19 protein-coding genes are annotated in these 16,748 nt (G+C 45.5%); 7 read left to right on the top strand and 12 right to left on the bottom strand.

Annotation, left to right across the window (positions count from 1 at the left end; genetic code table 11):
- The first annotated feature begins 179 nt into the window (after positions 1–179).
- A complete protein-coding gene (locus R2X38_RS00185; protein WP_317519957.1) occupies positions 180–803 on the top strand; it encodes a DsbA family protein in 624 nt (207 codons plus the stop codon).
- Positions 804–932: 129 nt separating this feature from the next.
- Here the strand turns inward: R2X38_RS00185 and R2X38_RS00180 are convergent, their stop codons facing one another.
- Positions 933–1,493 (bottom strand): hypothetical protein, encoded by a 561-nt coding sequence (locus R2X38_RS00180; RefSeq protein ID WP_317519955.1) that lies wholly within the window; start codon positions 1,491–1,493, stop codon positions 933–935.
- An 85-nt stretch (positions 1,494–1,578) separates the two neighbouring features.
- Entirely contained in the window at positions 1,579–3,018 is a 1,440-nt protein-coding gene (locus R2X38_RS00175) for a hypothetical protein (protein ID WP_317519954.1), read from the bottom strand.
- 324 nt (positions 3,019–3,342) lie between these two features.
- Between R2X38_RS00175 and R2X38_RS00170 the strand changes: the two genes are divergently transcribed.
- Positions 3,343–4,143: a Cof-type HAD-IIB family hydrolase gene (locus tag R2X38_RS00170; RefSeq protein ID WP_317519953.1), complete on the top strand. Its 801-nt coding sequence runs from the start codon at positions 3,343–3,345 to the stop codon at positions 4,141–4,143.
- Between the two features lie 70 nt (positions 4,144–4,213).
- Here the strand turns inward: R2X38_RS00170 and R2X38_RS00165 are convergent, their stop codons facing one another.
- Both R2X38_RS00165 and R2X38_RS00160 read right to left on the bottom strand, forming a co-directional pair.
- The gene (locus R2X38_RS00165) at positions 4,214–4,747 is read right to left on the bottom strand and encodes a thioesterase family protein (protein WP_317519952.1); all 534 of its coding nucleotides are present in this window, start codon (positions 4,745–4,747) and stop codon (positions 4,214–4,216) included.
- A gap of 287 nt (positions 4,748–5,034) precedes the next feature.
- Positions 5,035–5,754 carry a class I SAM-dependent methyltransferase gene (locus R2X38_RS00160; RefSeq protein ID WP_317519950.1) on the bottom strand — a complete coding sequence of 240 codons (720 nt, stop codon included), beginning with the start codon at positions 5,752–5,754 and terminating at the stop codon, positions 5,035–5,037.
- Positions 5,755–5,844: 90 nt separating this feature from the next.
- On the opposite strand from R2X38_RS00160, the gene R2X38_RS00155 reads away from it, so the two are divergent.
- Positions 5,845–7,245, top strand: a complete 1,401-nt coding sequence (locus R2X38_RS00155) for an MBL fold metallo-hydrolase (protein WP_317519949.1) — start codon at positions 5,845–5,847, stop codon at positions 7,243–7,245.
- A gap of 61 nt (positions 7,246–7,306) precedes the next feature.
- Here the strand turns inward: R2X38_RS00155 and R2X38_RS00150 are convergent, their stop codons facing one another.
- The 3 genes from R2X38_RS00150 to R2X38_RS00140 all read right to left on the bottom strand — a co-directional run bounded on the left by R2X38_RS00150 (position 7,307) and on the right by R2X38_RS00140 (position 9,266).
- Positions 7,307–7,624: an AzlD domain-containing protein gene (locus R2X38_RS00150; RefSeq protein WP_317519948.1), complete on the bottom strand. Its 318-nt coding sequence runs from the start codon at positions 7,622–7,624 to the stop codon at positions 7,307–7,309.
- Complete coding sequence (locus R2X38_RS00145; protein ID WP_317519947.1) at positions 7,621–8,343, bottom strand: AzlC family ABC transporter permease; 723 nt, start codon at positions 8,341–8,343, stop codon at positions 7,621–7,623. Before R2X38_RS00145 ends, R2X38_RS00150 begins: the two co-directional genes overlap by 4 nt.
- Before the next feature lie 86 nt (positions 8,344–8,429).
- A complete protein-coding gene (locus R2X38_RS00140) occupies positions 8,430–9,266 on the bottom strand; it encodes an AraC family transcriptional regulator (RefSeq protein ID WP_317519946.1) in 837 nt (278 codons plus the stop codon).
- Positions 9,267–9,492: 226 nt separating this feature from the next.
- On the opposite strand from R2X38_RS00140, the gene R2X38_RS00135 reads away from it, so the two are divergent.
- Positions 9,493–10,512, top strand: a complete 1,020-nt coding sequence (locus tag R2X38_RS00135) for a lactonase family protein (RefSeq protein WP_317519944.1) — start codon at positions 9,493–9,495, stop codon at positions 10,510–10,512.
- 114 nt (positions 10,513–10,626) lie between these two features.
- Here the strand turns inward: R2X38_RS00135 and R2X38_RS00130 are convergent, their stop codons facing one another.
- On the bottom strand, positions 10,627–11,274 hold the full coding sequence (locus R2X38_RS00130) for an HAD family phosphatase (RefSeq protein WP_317519943.1): 648 nt from the start codon (positions 11,272–11,274) through the stop codon (positions 10,627–10,629).
- A 354-nt stretch (positions 11,275–11,628) separates the two neighbouring features.
- Here R2X38_RS00130 and trmY point away from each other — a divergent pair, with 354 nt between their 5' ends.
- Complete coding sequence (trmY, locus tag R2X38_RS00125; protein WP_317519942.1) at positions 11,629–12,225, top strand: tRNA (pseudouridine(54)-N(1))-methyltransferase TrmY; 597 nt, start codon at positions 11,629–11,631, stop codon at positions 12,223–12,225.
- An 85-nt stretch (positions 12,226–12,310) separates the two neighbouring features.
- Here the strand turns inward: trmY and R2X38_RS00120 are convergent, their stop codons facing one another.
- The 3 genes from R2X38_RS00120 to R2X38_RS00110 form a co-directional block, all read right to left on the bottom strand.
- A complete protein-coding gene (locus tag R2X38_RS00120; protein ID WP_317519941.1) occupies positions 12,311–12,790 on the bottom strand; it encodes a peptide-methionine (S)-S-oxide reductase in 480 nt (159 codons plus the stop codon).
- A 115-nt stretch (positions 12,791–12,905) separates the two neighbouring features.
- Positions 12,906–14,147, bottom strand: a complete 1,242-nt coding sequence (locus R2X38_RS00115; protein ID WP_317519940.1) for a DEAD/DEAH box helicase — start codon at positions 14,145–14,147, stop codon at positions 12,906–12,908.
- 139 nt (positions 14,148–14,286) lie between these two features.
- Positions 14,287–15,216, bottom strand: coding sequence for a putative 2-dehydropantoate 2-reductase (locus tag R2X38_RS00110; RefSeq protein WP_317519939.1), 930 nt, complete (start codon positions 15,214–15,216; stop codon positions 14,287–14,289).
- Between the two features lie 252 nt (positions 15,217–15,468).
- Here R2X38_RS00110 and R2X38_RS00105 point away from each other — a divergent pair, with 252 nt between their 5' ends.
- Entirely contained in the window at positions 15,469–15,720 is a 252-nt protein-coding gene (locus R2X38_RS00105; protein WP_317519938.1) for a hypothetical protein, read from the top strand.
- A gap of 95 nt (positions 15,721–15,815) precedes the next feature.
- Here the strand turns inward: R2X38_RS00105 and R2X38_RS00100 are convergent, their stop codons facing one another.
- On the bottom strand, positions 15,816–16,286 hold the full coding sequence (locus R2X38_RS00100; RefSeq protein ID WP_317519937.1) for an OsmC family protein: 471 nt from the start codon (positions 16,284–16,286) through the stop codon (positions 15,816–15,818).
- 236 nt (positions 16,287–16,522) lie between these two features.
- On the opposite strand from R2X38_RS00100, the gene R2X38_RS00095 reads away from it, so the two are divergent.
- Complete coding sequence (locus R2X38_RS00095; RefSeq protein WP_317519936.1) at positions 16,523–16,711, top strand: hypothetical protein; 189 nt, start codon at positions 16,523–16,525, stop codon at positions 16,709–16,711.
- The last annotated feature ends 37 nt before the right edge of the window (positions 16,712–16,748 follow it).

Genomic DNA, 16,748 nt, shown 5'->3' with positions numbered 1-16,748 from the left:
CCAGATGGCTGATTTAGAAAGCTGGTAAGTTTCCATCTTAGTTATCTGTGATCATGAAGATAACAGGTTTGTAGTAACCAAATACTAATTTGGACTAACCTATCAAAAATGGGCAAACTTCGGTTTGTCCATTTTTTTGCTATTAGCGCGAGTAACACCCAACCAAGGAAGGAAAGAACATGCCCTCATCTAAGCCAAAGCTGTATTACGTTTACGACCCCATGTGCTCTTGGTGCTGGGGATACAAGCCAGCATGGGAACAAATTACCCAAGCCATATCTGATGAGGTAGAAATCATCTATGTTGTTGGCGGCCTTGCCCCTGATTCTGACGAGCCTATGCCCGAAATCATGCAACAACAGATTATGGCTTACTGGAAGAAGATCGAGGGCTATCTTGGCACCCAGTTCAATTATGAGTTTTGGGCTAACAACACCCCTCGCCGCTCAACTTATCCCGCCTGTAGAGCAATTCTCGCTGCCCGTTCTCAAGGCGATGAACTAGCAATGTTAAATGCTATTCAAGAAGCCTACTACCTTAACGCCAAAAACCCGAGTGATAACGACGTTCTTCAAAAATTAGCACAAGATATGGGCTTAGATATGGCTCGATTCAACACTGACTTTCTTTCAGAGCAGACTCACCAGCGTTTATTAGATGAGATTGCCTTTGCCCGCTCGATCGGCGGCAGTAGTTTCCCTTCATTATTTATTGAAACCTCAGGAAGAATATTCCAATTACCCATTGATTATCAAAATGCCGAAACAACCATTGGCCAGATCAGAAAGGTCACCGTAAGCTGAAAACAAAATACGAGCTAAATGGTTCGCCTTTTTGTATACGTCTGATCTAGAACAAATCCCAACCGATAATACCATTGACTATGTCTGCAACGACATCAATTGCTGCATTGATCGCTTTTCAGCTAGTACCTAGTCCTCAACACGCTCCCAAGCCATTACACTGTCGTAATTCACACAACTTTGAGTCACTTCAGATGCATCAGCAATAAATACCTGCTGTTTCTCCGATACTGGGTAGCTTAAATACTCTGAACATTTGGCGCTTTGCCCATTGCCAAGCACAATACTTGTTCCTGGCTTTAAAGTGCATCGTACAAGCTTGTCGAGCGGAGACCATTGATAGCAGATTTCATAAGCTTCTCTATAACCTGCAGTCTTACCTGCAGGGCGTGTAAATGACCACCATTGCCCCAGTTGGCTCCCGGGGTTAGTACTATTCCAAATTCGGTAAATCGTTACTTCTTGAGTGCTTTGATATACTTGTCCCTGACATAACTTCCCTTCAAGAGGCTTACCAATGGTCTGGCTCAGTAATGCAGCGTCTTGAACTTCAATAAATTTGTCACTCAGTTCATGGCTAAGTTTTGTCGTTCCTACGCACATTTGATCCTGCGTGCTTGCTGTCGTTACGGGATCACTCGCACAGCCCTGGACACCAACAATAAGTATTCCGATTAAAATCCTTTTCATACTTATTTCTTCCCTTCCTAAGTAGCTGTAACCTTAAGGGCAGCGCGCCAAATCCCTACGCCGCCCTAGATTAGTCCACCCAATATTAGTCAACCTGCTTATTAATCACTTTCTGGTTTTTAAAATCATGTCGTGTTTCATGCTTAAATATCACGCCTTCTTTGCGCAATTTCGGGTCGCCCGCCTCATCCAAAAGAAAGACGGCTTGGTCGACACGACGCTGAATCTCAATGCTTACATATAGGGTTTCATTGGGCTGTAACAGTGTGTTGATCTCTTCTTGTTCAAATCGATACTCTACAGCATGATAGAAACTAAAGCCTTGGGTTGGCCTAGCAATGATCCTGATACCTGTTAATTGGCTCTTGATGATCACATCATAATTTATGTAATAAATAAGGTGATTGGGGCTGGCAGCGTTTTTCTGTCGGTCGACAAAAAAACCTTTTGTAAGCTTGTTTGGGTCACGTTCTTGGCCTCCTAGTAGCACGATGTCGTAGTCGGTAATCGGCTCTGATTGATCATCAGTCAAAACAAAAACCAAGTTAGAGTAACGTTTAGTACTCTTTTGTGTTTGTTGAGTGAGCGCTGCTAGCGCCTGCTTCCTGGCCTTATATTTAGCGGCAGAATCAACTTGCAAGCATTTTAGGATTTCGGCTAGTTGCGGCTTCTTCGATTTGTCGCTGATGATACTTCGCATTATCCCCTTGTCTTTGCCGGAATGGCTGGCATTAGGAATTACCCCAAGAGCAACAGGTTCCGGACGCTGGGCACTATCAACTAACTTTAGCAAGTTAACTTCCAGTTCTTCTGTTCCATGAACAACGGTATCTGTAGTATCAGATTCAACTAGCTTAACTTTAGTGAAGTTCATGTTTGCGCCAGAAACCCTGACGACCCCATCTGAGCCAGGTTCGGCTAGATAGCTATTCACGAAGTCGTAAAACTTCTTATCGATGGATTGGCCTGTTAAGACAAATGGGTAAAAATGATTAGCGACTGGTTTGTAGTCAAGGTATGAGGTTGATAAATCAATTTGCTGCTGACTTCCCAATGATAACCAATTGAGTATCAATTGACCGGGTTCAACCCCATCAAACCACGCCTTTATTCTACCTACCCTCTGCTTACCGAGCGCTGCTAGTGGTGAGCCATGGTTAGCCGGCGCTAGCATTATTAAATGACGTAGAGGGCTCTGGGACAAATTAGCACTTCCATAGTAGCGATCCAACCATTCTCGAACAACAGGCCCTCCCGTTGAATGGGTGATGCATGAAAACTCGGCTATACCACCAGCTTCTGGATCACTACCTTCTGGGATAACATCGCGAAGTGCGCTATCAAACGCACGTACAATATCACCCATGTTCACAGTATCGTTAAAACTAATGTACCTTCCCAACCAAAGATGTTTTATTTCAATATCAAGCCCATAGAGAGTTGACTGTTTTGCCATCGCTTCTGGTAAAAGGCCATATGTATTGGTATCTGTAACGCTCCATCCATGTACAAATATCACAATCATGTAATCACTCCTTTCATACACGTTAAGCTTGAGACATTGAAATGTGATAATTAAAATTCAATGCTGAAACAACTGCATAAAAACCTAGACTATGGGTGAATAAATTTTTGAGAGGGAGGTCATATAATAAACACTAACCTCTGTTAGTGTATTTCAACGGGCACCAGTACAGCTTGAAACGTCGCTAATGACATTTAACACTATGGCACGGCTGAGATTATTGGATTGGCTAAAGGCTGTAACGAAGAAAAAACTTGCAGAGAATTGTGACTCATGTAATTTGTCATACTAAATTCCATTGTATTGCCAACAGCTCGGTCAACTATGCCAACTAATAACATCAAATTCATTGCCGTCGATATGGACGGTACCCTACTCGATGAAAATAGCCAGCTACCTGAAGATTTCTATTCGGTATACCAGCAGCTAGAGCAGCGCGATATTATTTTCGCTGCGGCATCGGGTCGTCAGTATTACAGCTTGATGGAAACATTCGCTCCGGTCAGCGATGATATGATGTTTATTGCTGAAAATGGCACCATGGTGATGCACCAAGGTAAAGAGTTGTACCGCTGTGAAATCGACAAAGCATCTATCTCATCGATTATTCAGCAGGCGCGAACTATCGACGGCGCGCATATTGTGTTGTGTGGTACGCAATCAGCCTACATTGAAACCCAAGACCCACAGGCTCTCAAAGAGTTCGCAAAGTACTATCACCGCTGCGAGTATGTGGAAGACCTCTTGGACGTCGATGATGACTTTATCAAAGTCGCCATCTGCCATTTTGATGGCACTGAAGAGCATGTATTCCCAAGCTTTAATAGCGAGTTTGGTCAAAGCCACCAGGTGGTGGTCAGTGCAAAAATCTGGCTTGATGTAATGAATGCCGTCGCTTCGAAAGGTGCTGCAATCGAGCACTTGCAGAATACGCTTGGTTTTAGTTTTGAGCAGACGATGAGCTTTGGTGATTACCTTAATGATCTGGAAATGCTCAAAGCAAGCTACCACTCTTATGCCATGGAAAATGCCCACTCGAAAGTGAAAGAGATTGCGCGTTTCGCAGCACCAAGCCATCGCGATGCGGGTGTAATGACAGTAATCAAGCGCGAGTTGCTCGATTAAGCTTGATTGAAACTAGCCGGAGAGCCCTGCTATGCTCTCCGCTGTTTATTTTCTTAAGGGCTTAAGCTGACTACTGACCAATAGGAGGCCAAGGTCTGTGCTGTTCGGAGTCAATCCATTCGGTCACCCACTGTGGCAAGATAGGTGTATTCACCGGTTCGTTCATGGCTTCAAGCAGTTCGTTAGGTGAAACCAAGCCCTTTTTAGAAGTCACACCCGCCCGAATCAACACAGACGAACACGGTTTGCCGTCTACCCACATAGATTGCTCTACATATAACCATTTATCGTCCCAGCCGACGCACTGTGAGTACATTTTCACTTTGTGAAACATATGAATGCGTTTTCGATAACGCACCGAGCTACCTGCTACCACTAATGCCCACCGCTTTTTCGCCAAGGTTTTCATCAAGCCACAGCGAATCCCCAGCTCAGTGCGCCCCAAGTCATACAAGGTAAGCACGCGGCCGTTATTCATTTCATTAAAAATATCGAGATCCCAAGGGCGACAGGAGAAAGAAATTTCACTTTTGTCGGTAATGTGAACCGGTGAGTTTCGCTTGGCTTGCCACATTACTTTTGCTAGACGCATAAACGGGTACATATTCAGCTCTTCCTTTAACTGTTATCTTTGTTATAAACCACTGACATATCGGATAATAGTGACAACGGCAGGTACCACTATAGAGCAAAACATCTAAATGCCACGAATTATTGTTACCAAACTGTCGATGCCCACCCAAATTTGAAGATAAAAAGGCGCAACACCCAATATCGCCATAAACTCAAACGGCGTTTGAAAAACAATCAAGCCAACTGTCACCCCAAGAACGGCTAACGGAGCGATAAGCCAAACCAGATCGTAGCTGATGGTAAATCAATCGCTATAGATTAAGCGAGTTTTTGACACTTAATAAAAATGAAGTTTGGGTTCTTCGATAGGTACTCGTAGCGGCCAGAATCCATTTCCTTGACCTTCTCTGACACTTCACCTTCAGAGAGCTGGGTGATCACCAAGCCATTCTGGGTTAGCGCGTTCATTATTTCGGTCAGCGAGCGACGATAGAAGCTAACTTGAACCGGTTTACCTACTGTATTCCACTCTTCTTGCACTAATTCGCGCTCGAAGTAGTTGCCGCTTTGCGTGCATTCAAAATCGGCAAACGGATGGTGGGTTGAAAACACAAACGAACCACCCGCTCTCAAGACACGATTCACATCACTGAACAAGGGGTTAAGATCTTCCAAGTAATGCACCATCAATGGAGAGATGACCAAATCAGCGCTGGCATCTTTTTCCTTCGGTAACCCTTTGGAAAGATCCTGTGCATAGGCAATTACCTTGTCGGTTAGCTCTGCGTTTTGTGCCTTGCTCGTGACCAACTGAACCATTTCTTCAGAGTAATCAATACAAGTGACATGTTTGGCATCGTGCTCAAGCAAGTATTTTGCATAGACTCCCGAGCCACAGCCAAGATCGAGCACATCAAGACCATTTAGGGCTGGCAGCATTGCTTGCAGGGTCGGCCGCTCCAAGTGGGCATTGTAGATGTTGTCTTGAATAACTTCGTCGTATTCACTGGCGAACGTAGAATACATCTTTGATTTCATAGTACCTTCTCGGTGTTAATTACACGCATTATTTTGATTCTCTTTTCATCTTGTCCTAGTTTAATAAAAACATTCTACGAGTAACAGACAATGGCAACCTTAGCTTTTCTCGGTGCAGCGCAACAGGTAACAGGCTCATGCTATCTCATTGAAACTGGGGAACATCGGTTGCTCCTAGAGTGTGGCATACGGCAAGGGACAGATCGACGAGATGATGAAGATGAGCAGCCTTTCAGCTTCGATCCGCGCACGATAGACAGCGTAATTATTTCACATACCCATTTGGATCACTCAGGCATGGTCCCGCTATTAGTAAAAAGTGGGTATGACGGCCCAGTATACACCACTTCCGCAACCCGGGACTTACTGCCTATCATGTATCGAGATGCGGCATCGTTGATACTCAGTGACTATGAGCGCAAAAACCGTCGTCTGTTGCGGGCAGGCAAAGAGCCGGAAACGCCGCCATATGACATGGAAGACGTAGAGCAGGCCCTGCAGCTGATAGTTGGCATCAATTATGGGATAAAGCAACAAGTCTGCCCGGAGATCCAATTGCGTTTTAGGGATGCCGGCCATGTCCTCGGCTCAGCCATCGTGGAGCTGTGGATCGCAGCGGAGGAAGGCAACCGTAAGCTGGTTTTTTCAGGCGATCTCGGCAATGACTGCGCTCCGTTGCTCAGCGATCCTGAAGTAATCGCAGAGGCTGACATCCTGTTGCTCGAATCGACCTATGGTGAGCGAAATCACCGGCCACTCTCCGAAACGCTGGAGGAGTTCAAGAAGGTTATCGAAACCGCAGCAAACAAAGGAGGCAATATTCTGATTCCGTCTTTTGCGGTTGGCCGAACTCAAGATCTTATCTATTGGCTTGGCCAGCTCAAACGCGAGGGCGGCCTAGATAGCCACACGGTTTATATCGATAGTCCCATGGCCATCAAAGTCAGTGATGTGTACAGCCGCCACCAAAGCCTGTTCAACGACGATGACCCCGATTTCCGACAGTTCATCAAACAGGGTTGGGACAGATGGCTGCCGGGCCTGGTTTATACACCGACCCCAGAAGAATCGATGGAATTAAACACGCTCAATGATGGTGCCATCATCATTGCAGGTAGTGGAATGTGTACCGGAGGGCGGATTCTGCATCATCTCAAACATAATCTATGGCTCCCCAATACCCACGTGGTCATCGTCGGCTATCAGGCCCAGGGTACGCTCGGCCGGGCACTGGTCGACGGCATTTCACAAGTCAAAATCTACGGCGAGGAAATCTCGGTCAAGGCAAAAATACATACCCTCGGCGGGTTTTCAGCCCATGCCGGACAAGATCAGCTCATCCGTTGGGCGAGCAATTTCCAGCCCAAACGCCCACACCTGTTCCTGATTCACGGTGAGCCTGAGGCCATGGATGTTCTACAACAACGATTAATCCAAGACTATCAATGGGATGCTTATATCCCCAGCCTTGGCGAAGTCATTACTCTATAAGTACTTGTAGTATCGGAATGATAATCACAGAACCAAATGGCTAATTTCCGGTATTTGCAGGCTAAAACACCAGCAAGTTCAATATCAGAAACACAACCATACTCACAACAGTGGTCAGCAGTACATTTTTTGTTCTCCAGGCAAGGATTGCGGCCAGTATTGCAGATAACAGATACGGATTATCAAAAGTAAGCCACAACCCTTCCCCTTCGGGCATAAACACGATGGGTGCCCAAATCGCTGTCAGTACTGCTGGGCTTGAGTATTTCAGCAAACGCTGCAATTCAGGATTAATTTTGAGTGGCAGTTTAGGCTCTAGGAACAAATAACGACTCAAAAATACCAGCGACGTCAGCACTAAAATCGATAAAATAATCATCCCTTCTCTCCTCGCCATTTTTCCGCAAAGTAGCCAGCTAGCATGCCGCCCAGACTTGCGATCATTAATGCCCCACCAATATCGAAATAGTTCAAGGTGATTGATAAGCCTAAAGCAATCAATACTGCGAAAACCACTGGAAGGTTAATGACATGCGGTATCACCAAGGCAATAAACGTTGCAGCAACAGCAAACTCGAGTCCTAGCTCATTCAGCGCTGGGATATAACTGCCAGCGACAATCCCAACCAGCGTTGCCGCATTCCACGCCAAATAAAAACTCAAACCCGCACCTAACGCATACCAACGGTTAAATTGCTTTATTGATTGCTGGCCGCAAATGGCAAATAACTCATCGGTTAAAAGAAAACCCAGCCCCAAACGCCATCGCAATGGCAACGGGCTGATTTTCTCTCGCATCGATACGCTGTAGAGAAAGTGCCGTGAGGTAATAAAGAACGTCGCCAGCATCATGGTAAGCAGGCCAGCGCCAGCCTTGAACATGCCTGTCGCCACTAGTTGCGCCGATCCCGCAAATAAAATGGCTGACATCGCTTGGCTTTCCCAAGGGTTCAGTCCGGCATCAATTGCAAAAGACCCTGCCAATAGTCCCCATGGAATTACCGCAATGCTCAGTGGCAACATGGCCACAGCTCCCTGACCAAATAAATGCGATCTTCGATTTTGGGCTAAATCATCCACTAACGTTGTATCCACCATGTCTCTTTCTTCTTTGTTTCGAAATCATGTCTTTATATCGCCAAAAAAACGTAATCAATACTTGTACAAAATTGCCCGACTCACCGCTAATTTGCCGAGCTGGTGAATTGCTTGGGGGTTATGCCCATCGCACGCTTGAAATGGCGATGGAAGTGACTCTGATCATGAAAACCCGCTTCCTGTGCGGCATCTGAAATTGAATGTCCTGATTTCAGCAGCTTCCTAGCATAGCGTAAGCGACTTTGGATCTGGTATGCATGGGGTGGAAGACCAAACTCTTTTTGAAATGCCCGAACTAAATAATATGGGCTATAGCCAGCTAAAGAAGCGAGCTCTTCCAATGACACATCTGCTTGAGGAAAATCATCAAGAAACGTTTTCACCAACAGCACTTGCTTCTGACCACGAGTCCGCGGTTCAAACTCACTGCGGGTTTTGCTGTGCCTAGCCATTAGCTTAACCAGCGCACCATAGACTAGGGTTTCACGTAATAGACGATTGTCAGAGTTTTCTAGGGTAGAAAAGACCAAACGTAGCTGCTGCGCAACTTCGGGGTCATGTACCACGGGCTCAGGAAAGTACGGCACTGACGGATGGGGACCTATCCCCTCTGTCATCGCGGCAAACTGTTCTGGCAGCGGGTACATCGCCCTGTATTCCCACCCTCCTTCAGTTGCAGCATGGCCGGTGTGTACCTCATCGGCATTGACCAAGATGATATGATCTTTGGGCGCAACATGGTTGCCACCGGTGCGGTAAAAACGCTGTGCCCCCTTTTCTATCACCCCGATGGTGTAACCTTCATGACTGTGGCGTGAAAAATTCTGGCGCTTGTATTTTGCCTGCAATAATTCAAGGCCGCCCAGTTCATCGGCGATTGAGAAACTCGCATCCTCTTTGAATTTCTTTGTTTTCTCTGACATTGCTCACTCACTTTTCCTGTGATGCCAGTCTAGCTTAACGACCTTTGTGAATTTTGTACAAAATTGCCCTATTCAAATCAATCTCAATTGAAGCAACAAACAATATTTGCAGCCAAACCAGTCAACTGCTTCACATTTTGGCGCTATTAAGCCTTAAACTCATTGCTGTTGACGTGGTCAAAAGGCATGGTATGGGCAGTTTTTTAGTTGTTTTTCAAGGCTGTTCATGACAACTCACAATCATCTGCACTTTTATGTCGGCACCTATACCGATGCACCAAGTACCAGTACTGGTATTGCCCAGATTAAGTTAGACCCTGCATCGGGCGAACTCACCCGCTGTGACAATTTAACCTCGCTTCGAAATCCTTCTTACCTAGCCACCACGGCTAATGGCCTCTATAGCTTTAGTGAAATATCTCAAGAAGAAGGTGCGGCACTTCAGTTTTCGTCAGAACTCGGCAATGCTTTCTTACCTATCGCAGGTGATTACCCATGTCATCTAGATACCAAAGCACCCTACCTTGCTGTTGCAAACTACGGCTCAGGAAATGTGTCTGTTTATCTGCTCGATGATCGCGGAAGGCCCCTACAGGCTATTGAAAATTTATACGAGGATGGCTGTGGGCCAAATACTGACCGGCAGACAGCCCCTCATGCTCATCAGGTCACCTTCTTAGCACATTCTAATCAACTGGCCGTTGTTGATCTCGGCTCTGATCGGATTCGGTTTTACCAATACGACAACAAGCACTCCTTCCAATTAGTTCAAAGCCTTGCCATGCCAGCTGGTTCTGGGCCTCGCCACATGGTATTTAACCACAATGAAAGTCGCGCTTACGTAGTGTGTGAGCTCTCTGAAACGCTTATCACTATAGACAGGCAAGGCGATAGTTGGCAGGTAACGGAACAATGTGAGCTATTACCGGGTGTGGAAAGTGGTGAAGCGGCATCATCTATTCGCCTCTCTGAGGATGAGAAATACCTGTATGTTTCCTGCCGAGCACAGAACAAAATCAGTGCCTTTGATATCTCTGGCAAGCAACCAAAGCATCTCAATGCCTATGATTGCCATGGACAATTTCCAAGAGATTTTACCCTGTCCGAAGATGGTCGATGGCTTATCGTTGCCAACCAGCATTCGAACAACATCGTGAGTTATCATCGTAACCAGGAAACGGGAGAAATCATCCCAACAGGCTACCAGTGCAGCGTTGACGCGCCTGTTTGCCTAGTTGAAATTTGAATGACGGAAAAAACAGCTTAACTGCCCCAGCCTCCGTTATCGAACTATGATTAAGGTCCCCGAGCAAAAAAAGCCTCTATTTAAACAGAGGCTTTTTGGGTTTAGGGCTTAGGACTATGCCGATTTTAATTCCGCTAGCACATCGCATAGCGAAGGGGCAATAGCATGTCCAAACTGGCGCACTTCATTGCAAGGCTCGACCAAATCAGGAATTTGGTAGGTTTTCATTTTCGCAGCAACGGCTGCGCGAACACCATTATTTGAGTCTTCAAAAGCTAAACAGTGCTCAGGCTCTACATTAAGCCGACTGGCCGCAAGTTGGTAAATCTCTGGGTGAGGCTTACCGTTAGCCACTTCACACCCCGTAGTGAGGTTATCAAAGTACTTGGCAATACCCGCTAGTTCTAACTTTGTTTTGGCAACATCTTTGGCGGTAGACGTCGCGATAGCAATCGGCGTTCCTTGCGATTTAAGCCACTCCAATAGCTCTATCACTCCCTCTTTAACCGGGATTGCTTGATGCTTTACCACTGCTGTGTAACGAGTACGCCACTCGTTATGCAGACGGTCTAAATCATCGCCATAGGCTTTGCGGAAAATCACCTCGATTCCCGCCGCATTACGACCGATGATAGAAAGGTAAACATCTTCATGAAATGGAAGGTTTTGTACCTCACATGCTTCTTTAAAGATACGCATACAGACGCGTTCCGTATCGAGAAGCAAACCATCCATATCGAAAATAGCAGCTTGATAGTTCATTACATTACAGATTTCTTGGTGGAGACGGCGCATTTTGACATAAGCGCACAACTTTTTCCTGAATATTAGCGAAATAACATTATTGTATGCCTTAACCCGATACACAATAACGTCACTCAATACATCGCCTGAAACCAACTAAAACAATAATCCTCAGTGCGACTGTTGCCGCACTTATACTCACCGGGTGATCCTTATTACGGTATCAATGGCAGATAAGGTCCACGCTAGGCATTATTTCAGTTACATCTCACAGCAAAGGTGCGATAATCTTGCACCTCTGATTGCCGGGAATTCTCGACTAGTAATCAGAGCCCTGTTTCAAAGTAAATTTTTTCTGTAGGACATTCTTCAATGCGCGCCTTTGTATTACGAGCCCGATCCGCTCCTACCGACAGCCAGCTACTACTGGCTTCAGTTGGCCAAGAAGCTCACACCGAAATTTTGGCCCACACCCTAATGAATTCAATCTTTGTGGCGCAATCACACCGTGAAGATGTAATTGTTCACCTGGTACTGGAAAGCACACAGGACTTCTCCCGTACCGTGACGTTTGTTGCCAATGAAATGACCAATATCGGTGGTTTCCATGAGCAAGCACTGCTAAGCAAAGTGGCTAAAGCACTCGATACATCACGTGGGATGAGCAAAGAGCAAGAACGCCAAGTCGAGCCTGGTATTACCGTACGCACGCTCAGCTTCGAAAAGCTTGTGAAAGATCTAGCTGAAGATTACCAGCTATACATGATGGACAAGAAAGGGGCTTCAATCCGCGAACAAGAGTTCAGCGGCAACTCCTGTTTCCTATTGACCGACCACATTCCAATGCCTAAGAAAACATTCAAAAGCTTGGAACGCCTCGGCACCCAGAAGATCAGCTTAGGGCCAAAAATGATCTTCGCTTCTCAATGTGTGGTGCTGATCCATAACGAATTGGATCTTTGCGAGTAGCTATCATAGGCGAATAACAACATAAGCCTTAAACTACATAGACCTTAAACAATAAGCCCGAGCCAATCAGATTGGCTCGGGTTTTTCATTTTGCATTCTTGTATTTGTGCAGTAAATCCAGCGGAATGTGGCAATAGTCGTTAGGAAAACGCGTCAATCTATCCTGGTGCTCTTCATCGCTCTTGACATAATTGGTCAAAGGTAGCACTTCGACAGCGATACGGTCTTTATCTTCGCGAGCATTAATATACTCTTGGGCTAACAGAAGATGTGCCGGGTCTTTGCTATACACGCCTGTACGGTACTTTTGACCGACATCCTCACCCTGCTTGTTTATACTGTAGGGATCAATAATCTCGAACAAGTAGTCCATTAACTGCTCAATGCTCACAACCTTGGCGTCAAACTGGATCTGAACGCATTCGGCGTAACCGTCGTAATCACTTTGTGTTGTATGTGTGGTGCCATTTGCTCGGCCGGCCTCGGTAGCAATCACACCGGGTAGGTGCTTCATAAACTCCTGAACACCCCAAAGGCAGCCACCAGCAAAGTAAATCTGTTCCATTCCTGTCTCCTGAGTTGTCCGGCTGATTATCTAACCACTGACTACTCAGTAGCAAGGATTTGGCTAACTTTCCTAAATGGAATAGCTGAAATCAATTATTTAACTGATAAGAAAATTAGCTCGTTTTACTTTTGGGTTTGAACTGCTTAATACTACGCTTAGCCTGGCTACGGCGGTTTGCTTTTTTATCGCGTGGTGGCCGTTTACGTTCTGTGTTTGATGTGGGATCTGCAGGTTTGTCCGTTACAGGGAAGCCTTTAAGCTCTGTCGTTTCCATCGGCCTTCCGGTAAGCTGGCGGATAGCATTCAGGGCTAGCGATTCACCGTGACATACCAAGGATATAGCAAGCCCCTTATTACCTGCGCGAGCTGTTCGCCCTACTCGGTGAACATACACAGCGGCGTTTTCAGGAAGATCAGCGTTGATCACAACTGGCAGCGCATCAACATGGATGCCTCGCGATAGCAAATCAGTGGTGATTAGCACCTGCGTTTTTTGTGCTTTAAAGTCTGCCAAGCTCTGCTCTCGTGTAACTTGCTCTTTATCACCATGCAGTGCATCTACACTGATTCCGGCTTTTGACAGACGTTTTGTCAGATTGTCGGCAGCTTTCTTTTCTCCAACAAAGACCAATACTTGCGGCCAGTTATTTTCTTTCAACAAGGCAATCAAAGCTTGAGGCTTGCTACCTTTATTGACCAAGTAAAGCTGCTCATGTATCTCTTCAACCACACTATTTTGCTGGTTTGCCGTAACACGCTCAGGTTTGTACATTAAACCTAATGCAGCTTTCTCTAACGTTTCGGGCAGGGTTGCTGAGAACAGCAAGGTCTGCCTCGCAGCCGGAGCGAAAGAAAAGATCTTCTGAACATCAGGCCAAAACCCCATCTCCAAAAGGCGGTCTGCCTCATCAAGAACAAACTGTGATAGGGATTTTAGCGAAATCAGTCCTTTGTTGAGAAAGTCCAGCAAACGCCCTGGCGTCGCTACGACAACTTGCGCACCCTGCTCTATCTCTGCTTGTTGGTACTCAGGAGTTACACCACCGCATAGCATGGCTACCTGTATACCCAACTTAACGCCAACACTTTTCAAGGAATCAGTCACCTGGGAGGCGAGCTCACGGGTTGGCACCAAGACCAAACCCTGAACCTGTTTGAGCTCGGTATTCACTCGCTGCAACATAGGCAGGCCGAAAGCATAGGTTTTACCGCTTCCGGTTTGTGCCAGTGCCAACAAATCGCCACCCTTGAGGATAGAAGGGATTGCAAGGCGTTGAATGTCGGTTGGTTTGGTAAGCTGGCTTGGCAGTGCACCCAATACCGGCTTGTTTAGCTGCAGTGAAGCAAAAGTCATGATTATTAACTATCACAGTAGAAAATTGGATACGCAGTCTACCAGCCCACAACATGTTTTTATAGTCAGACAAGACACTTACCCACTGCGCAGCATATAAATCAATTTTCTACCTTACTTCTATCTATCTCACGTCTATCTACCTAACGTCTAGGCGGTTTATAAAGGACAGTTGCTGGTAAAGGGCTTCCGTTTTGGGCATTGCAACGCCCTTCTCGGCCGCGATATCCAAGACATTCTTGTACATATACTGCAGCTCCATTTCGCGGTTATTGCGCTTGTCTAACAGCATACTAGTCAGGTAAGGCTTCATCTTTGCCGTGTTGGTCAGCATAGTGTCGATTAAAGACAGTTCGAGTTCGGATCCTGTTGCTTGTGCGGCTTGCCTTACTTCAAGCATTATCGCTTTTGCCAATTGCGCCATTTCAGGACAGCTCATCATCTGGGCGGTATCGGTATCTAATACTGAGGATAGGCCGTTGAAAGGCACATTCCAGAGTAGCTTTTTCCAACGGGCATCCATAATACTGTTTTCAACATCGACTTCAACGCCACTTTCTCTAAAATCATTCGCAACATCATTGAGAGCTGGCAAGCCAGACTCACCATAAACCCCAAGGGTCAGACGCCCGTAATCGATATGATTGATATGACCAGGGCCTATTTTGTTGGAACAAATAAAACATAAACCACCAGCGATATGTTTCAGCCCAAGCTTTGCAGAGAGATCCTGCTCAGCGCCTATCCCATTCTGTAGCAGCACAACCAGTGTTTTCGGCTTGAGTAGCGGTCGTATCAGTGTTTCTAAAAGGCCGTTTTGTGTCGTTTTCAAAGCGACGAGCACAACATCAACTTTCGGTATAGATTGACTCGAATCATAGGCATTAAGCTGATCGGCTGATATCGAAAAATCACCATAATGCGAGTCCACTTTCAGGCCGTTTTCGCAAACAAACTGGTAATCAGTATTGAAAAGAAAGTGCACATTGTGACCACTATGATGGAGCCTAGCCCCGTAATAGCCTCCAATAGCACCAGAGCCTATCACCGCATACGTATTCTTTTCCATTAAATCGGTGCTCCTTTCCGTAAATGTCCGTACTGATTTAACTGATGGCAAATTGTTACTGCATATACTTCTTGAGTACATTCATAACAAATACTGTACAGGATTTGAGCAATGCAGCAAGACCGCCGTTATGAAAAGCTTATTGATTGATTTCAAGTCGAATTAAAAATAAGCAACCAAATCAACCTAAATTCAATTTCTCCTCTATCCTCTGTAAAATGCATCAACAAACTTTCAGTAAAGATAAATATTATGATCAATGAAAATGACGTTATCACCACCTTGGCTGAGCTAGAAGCATTCCTTATTTCCGTTGAAAACGGTGGTTTGGGTCTAACCAATGTCGCTGGCATTGCCCTTGCCACCAACAATGCCGATGGCCGCCACTTTGTCGCTGTCCTTGATGATAACCATCAACTCCTGATGGGCCGCTGGGTCACTGACGAAGTTTATGAAAATGGCAAGGATCTTGTTCGTAACGGTCCGAAGAAACCACTTCACTGATACGTGACTCCTACCAATGCCGCCACCCACCAAAGGCGGCATCTTCAACTAACACTGTTAGCATATAACACAGTTGACCCACTCAAGAGTTGCCCTTACAAAATATCTACGGTGATCTCAGCCTTAACTGAGTTCGCAATGAAGCAGTTATCGTGAGCCACTTTATGTAGTTTCCGTAAGTTATCCTTTGAGGGTACGTTCGCGCCAGAGAATCGAATAACAGGCCGGAGCGTCACTTTCGTTATTGATGACCTCCCTGAATTATCCCTTTCTAGAATACCAATTGCTTTGTCACTATAACTTTCAACTACATACTTTCGCTTTGAGGCTATAGTAAGAAGTGCCATCATATGACAACTCGATACAGCCGCAATAAAAGCTTGTTCAGGATCGATATTGTCCGGGTTGGAGAGTGGAATAGGAATGATGTGATGGGATGATGATGCAGGCACACTCAAGCCACCATCAAAATGCCAAAGGTGTGCCCTGCTGAAATTGTTATCAACAAATTGCTCCTCTTTCCCTTTAGTCCAATCGACTTTTGCTTCAAAAGTAAGCTTATCCATTACCATCCCAAATAAAATTTTCCAACAATATCAAAACATACAATACACCTAGCGCAACTCAATATTCCAGATTCGAATCACCAATAGTAAAACCGTGATGACAGTCACGTGATATCGCTGGCACACCCCCTTTGATATGCTATCATTTTCATAAAGGCGCTATATCGCTGTATTGTACCGTTAGAGGTATCCGCAGACGTACTGATCATAAGTTATTTGCGATACGAGGTTGATTTATGGATCAAGCGGACAGCTTACGCAATCTCTTTGCAAAAAGAGAGGCGAAAGATAAACTTATTGATTGTAGAAACAAACTATATGAAGCCATTTTAGTGGGAAATCACGATAATATCGATTTCTTTATGGCTGAGCTCGATCAAGCTCAGCGCCATTTTGAGGAATGTATCAATAAAGAAAAAACGTAGATACATAAAAGCTTTGGATAGCAAAACAGATATTCAC

The sequence above is a fragment of the Photobacterium rosenbergii genome (assembly GCF_033022775.1).
Taxonomy (GTDB): domain Bacteria; phylum Pseudomonadota; class Gammaproteobacteria; order Enterobacterales; family Vibrionaceae; genus Photobacterium; species Photobacterium rosenbergii_A.
Note: the sequence above shows the minus strand (reverse complement) of the source record. Positions and strands in the feature narration are given on the sequence as shown.

Excerpts from the sequence above, each read along its gene's own strand:
- R2X38_RS00185 (WP_317519957.1), top strand. The coding sequence starts at position 180 with ATGCCCTCATCTAAGCCAAAGCTGTATTACGTTTACGACCCCATGTGC.
- R2X38_RS00180 (WP_317519955.1), bottom strand. The coding sequence starts at position 1,493 with ATGAAAAGGATTTTAATCGGAATACTTATTGTTGGTGTCCAGGGCTGT.
- R2X38_RS00175 (WP_317519954.1), bottom strand. The coding sequence starts at position 3,018 with ATGATTGTGATATTTGTACATGGATGGAGCGTTACAGATACCAATACA.
- R2X38_RS00170 (WP_317519953.1), top strand. The coding sequence starts at position 3,343 with ATGCCAACTAATAACATCAAATTCATTGCCGTCGATATGGACGGTACC.
- R2X38_RS00165 (WP_317519952.1), bottom strand. The coding sequence starts at position 4,747 with ATGTACCCGTTTATGCGTCTAGCAAAAGTAATGTGGCAAGCCAAGCGA.
- R2X38_RS00160 (WP_317519950.1), bottom strand. The coding sequence starts at position 5,754 with ATGAAATCAAAGATGTATTCTACGTTCGCCAGTGAATACGACGAAGTT.
- R2X38_RS00155 (WP_317519949.1), top strand. The coding sequence starts at position 5,845 with ATGGCAACCTTAGCTTTTCTCGGTGCAGCGCAACAGGTAACAGGCTCA.
- R2X38_RS00150 (WP_317519948.1), bottom strand. The coding sequence starts at position 7,624 with ATGATTATTTTATCGATTTTAGTGCTGACGTCGCTGGTATTTTTGAGT.
- R2X38_RS00145 (WP_317519947.1), bottom strand. The coding sequence starts at position 8,343 with ATGGTGGATACAACGTTAGTGGATGATTTAGCCCAAAATCGAAGATCG.
- R2X38_RS00140 (WP_317519946.1), bottom strand. The coding sequence starts at position 9,266 with ATGTCAGAGAAAACAAAGAAATTCAAAGAGGATGCGAGTTTCTCAATC.
- R2X38_RS00135 (WP_317519944.1), top strand. The coding sequence starts at position 9,493 with ATGACAACTCACAATCATCTGCACTTTTATGTCGGCACCTATACCGAT.
- R2X38_RS00130 (WP_317519943.1), bottom strand. The coding sequence starts at position 11,274 with ATGAACTATCAAGCTGCTATTTTCGATATGGATGGTTTGCTTCTCGAT.
- trmY (WP_317519942.1), top strand. The coding sequence starts at position 11,629 with ATGCGCGCCTTTGTATTACGAGCCCGATCCGCTCCTACCGACAGCCAG.
- R2X38_RS00120 (WP_317519941.1), bottom strand. The coding sequence starts at position 12,790 with ATGGAACAGATTTACTTTGCTGGTGGCTGCCTTTGGGGTGTTCAGGAG.
- R2X38_RS00115 (WP_317519940.1), bottom strand. The coding sequence starts at position 14,147 with ATGACTTTTGCTTCACTGCAGCTAAACAAGCCGGTATTGGGTGCACTG.
- R2X38_RS00110 (WP_317519939.1), bottom strand. The coding sequence starts at position 15,216 with ATGGAAAAGAATACGTATGCGGTGATAGGCTCTGGTGCTATTGGAGGC.
- R2X38_RS00105 (WP_317519938.1), top strand. The coding sequence starts at position 15,469 with ATGATCAATGAAAATGACGTTATCACCACCTTGGCTGAGCTAGAAGCA.
- R2X38_RS00100 (WP_317519937.1), bottom strand. The coding sequence starts at position 16,286 with ATGGATAAGCTTACTTTTGAAGCAAAAGTCGATTGGACTAAAGGGAAA.
- R2X38_RS00095 (WP_317519936.1), top strand. The coding sequence starts at position 16,523 with ATGGATCAAGCGGACAGCTTACGCAATCTCTTTGCAAAAAGAGAGGCG.